Source organism: Ignavibacteria bacterium (assembly GCA_016873845.1).
Lineage (GTDB): Bacteria > Bacteroidota > Ignavibacteria > Ch128b > Ch128b > JAHJVF01.
On record VGVX01000124.1, the window covers coordinates 1 to 3634 of the forward strand.

General features: G+C 35.2%; 1 protein-coding gene. It reads right to left on the reverse strand.

What is annotated here, in order from left to right:
* Positions 1 to 143: 143 nt before the first annotated feature.
* Positions 144 to 3386 carry a hypothetical protein gene (locus tag FJ213_13025; GenBank protein ID MBM4177073.1) on the reverse strand — a complete coding sequence of 1081 codons (3243 nt, stop codon included), beginning with the start codon at positions 3384 to 3386 and terminating at the stop codon, positions 144 to 146.
* Positions 3387 to 3634: the final 248 nt, after the last annotated feature.

Here is a 3634-nt window from a genome sequence, read left to right on the forward strand (position 1 = left end):
ACCGACCAGCCACATCATCGCTATGTCGTGGCAGGTAAGTTGATTTTGATGAAGTAAGAACAAAATTTTTTGTTAAAGAAGCCCAACTTTTCAAAATGAATTCGGAATGTTAAAAAGTTGGGCTTCTAGCTAAAATTTATTTCCTACTTTCGCGGTGAGTCTTTTGATATTGATCTGGCTGTTTCAGATTCTTTTGCTGCTGGAAAAAGAATTATAAATTTTGAACCTGCGTTTAATTCGCTTTCAGCATAGATCTCTCCACCCATCATCGTAATCAATTTTTTAGAGATTGAAAGTCCTAGCCCTGTACCTTCAATATTTTTTTCAACAGCGGACGAAGCTCTTCTAAAATCGTCAAATATTAAGGGCAGATCCTCTTTCGAAATTCCAATTCCAGTATCTTCAATTATCAGTTCAACTTTTCCGCTCTTCACTTCAGAAGAAATTTTAATATACCCCTGCCGAGTAAATTTCATTGAATTGGAAATTATGTTCGATAAGATCTGCTGCAATCTGTTTTTATCAACGTAAATCAACTCATCCATCTCTTCTAAATCCAACAGCAGCTCTAAACCCTGCCCTTGAATTCTATCTCGATACAACTCCAAACAATCGTGAACTTCAGAATTGACATTAAGATAACTGTTGTCGAATTCAATTGTTCCAGCATCAATTTTTGAAAGATCAAGAATGTCATTTATCAAAATCAGAAGCCGTCTGCTGCTTAAATTGATGTAGTTAAGATACTTCACTCTTTCACCATCGCTAAGCGGGAGATTCTTGTCGTTCAGAATATCCGCAAAGCCGATTATTGCATTTACGGGAGTTCTAATTTCGTGCGACATGCTTGCCATGAAATTTGATTTGAATTTATTTGCACGCAGCATTTTGTTCGCTTCAATCCGCAGCATTCTATTGGCATTTTCAAGGTTTTCGGTTTTACGTTTTACGAGATGATTGACTCTCTCGTGGAAGAGATTCTTATTGTAATAATTAGCTGCAAAATATACTATCAGTCCAACAATCAACAGCACTCCAAAGTAAAACCAAATTGTTTCATAAAAATATTTTGAGACTGATATTTCTTTCGACGAAACGACACTGCTCCAATCTGTGTAACTCGATTTTGCGCGAACAAAAAATTTGTAATCGCCGGCTGGTAGATTTGTATAATGAACCTCTCGCGAGGTAGTTGATTCATTCCAATCCTCATCATATCCATCCAATTTATGTTGAAAAGCTATTCCGCCATTTCCGGCAAGCAGTATAGCATTGTAACGAATGGTTAAATTGTTTTTTGTTTTAATTTCGATATTGTTAAATGGTGAAATGCTTTCTCCATCTAATACATAATCAACAATATAAAGTTTTGGAATTGAGGTTTTATAGTCCGATTCTTCTTTGGATATTTTTACAAGTCCGTTGTTTGTTGCAAAGAATAAATCGTGTTCATTTTCAAATACTGCATTAGAATTATTTAAGTTAAATGAAAATTTTCTCCAGTCTGCCGGTGCGATGAATTCACGCCAGTTCCACTTTTCGAGTCCTGAGTTTGTAACAATCCAAGCGTTGTTCAATTCATCAAAATGAAGTGAGTAAATTAAATTTCCAATTAAGCCAATTTCTTTTGTTAGTATTTTTCTATCGCCGCTTTTCTGAATTACTAGCAAGCCTGCATCAGTTCCAACAAATATGTTCCCCCCCTTATCTTCTTTGATAGTTGTAACGCGATTCGATTTTATATTCTCGGCAGTATTGTAAGTCAAAACTTCCTTCCTGTTCAACTGATAGACGAGCGGCGAATTTGTTCCAAGCCAAATCGAACCGTCTCTTGCTTGTGTGATGGAAGTGAAATCCACTTGAGGAAGACTTACATTAAAAGGCTTAAATTTTTTGTCAAAACCAATTTTTATAATCTTTTCATTATTATTATCTAAGAAGAAATTACCTGATAATATTACTTCTCTATTTAAGCCGTCGACCAAAAATGATTTAACGTATTCTCCTCTTTCTTTTACTTCAAAAAAGATTTCAACAGAGGAATTTAGTTTCAATTCAATCAGCATCTGGTCGCTAAGTTGAATTAAAAAAGAACTTGACGAGTAGGGGAGAATTTTTGTTATATCAAAATCGTTTTCGGTCGAAGATCGAGAGCTTCGACGGATTTTCTTTTTCAAGTCTATTGTGAAAAACCTGTCTTTGATTGAAAATGTCACCAATCCATTTGGATGTCCAAGTGCATAAATTTCACTGCTCAATTGGGATGAGGAAAGGATTGCATTATCTGCTAATCCTGAATTTGCATCATAAACTGCCAGCTCATTCATTAAGATTCGCGTAATTCCTTTTTCCGAACCAATCCAAAGATTATTTTCAGAATCGACAAAAATTACTTGCGGTTTTGATCCGCGTACACCGTCAACGTCTCTTAGTAGACTTATCTCGCTAGTTGCAGCATCGATTATTTTCAAACTCTCATTTCCGGCTAGGAATATTTTGTTCGTACCGTTTGCATAAATAATTTGATATTCTTCACGTGCGGGATTGAAAAACTTGTTTGTTTCATTAGTGAGACGGTCGTTTTCAATTTTAAGAAGTGAATTATTCGCTAAGATCCAAATCGAAGGAATGTCTCCTTTAGAGAATGAACTTAAACTTAGTGCCATCGAGAAATTGCCGATCCGAGAAAAAATATCAGTTTGGAAAGTATAGACAACCTTTTCGTTTCGAATTATCTGAATTCCTTTTTCGGTTGCAACAGAAAGAAACTCCCCGAAAGATTTAATAGCTCGAACTCTGTTTGTCAATAATCCTTCAGATTCGGAAAATCTTATCCAGGTTTCACCGAGCAAATAATATAAACCGCTTTTATATGTAGCCGCCCAAATTTTTCCGCTCGCACTTTCCCGAACAAATTGAATGTCGAAAAACTTTTCTCTTGTAATCCCTTCGTAGGTTAAATTCTTAATGGACTTATTAATATGATTGACTTCTGATAGGGAAGTAAATTGAATTTTCCCGTCTGATGTTAGAAAATATAATGAGTTGTTATGGTCTGCGGCAATTCTTACGACGTTATTAGGAAATTCGCTAAAAATATTTTTTTCATGGGGGAAATTTGTGCTGAAGTTAGTCCATCGAAGTCCATCGAAATTCGAAACACTTCCCTTTGTTACAATCCAGAGAAGTCCTTTAGAATCTTGAGTTACATCAAGGATGTACTCATCCATTAATCCTTCGCCAACGCCGAAGTTCTTGACGGAACTAAGTTTTGAGGATAGGAACGTAGTAGAAGCAACAAGCAGCAAAAATATTATAAGCCGCTGCTTCATGCGGATATTTATTCTCCTCAATTTGCTCATTTTGAGCTTGCTCGTATTGAGCATTTAATATTTACTCTATGTTAATTTAAAATATTTCTACGTTTCTTTCATGAAATATCTCCCTTCCTTTCCTAACATATTTTCGGATGAAAAAGCGGTTTTTTTAACAAAAAATAATTTTTTTTCACTACTAACCGAGAAAAGAATAAAAAGGAGCTACGTAAGAAAGTAGCTCCCAAAAGTCGTAATTTTGTTAAACCAAAAACAAAAAGGAATTACGACATGGTTAAAAATACTAAAACTTGGCAGAA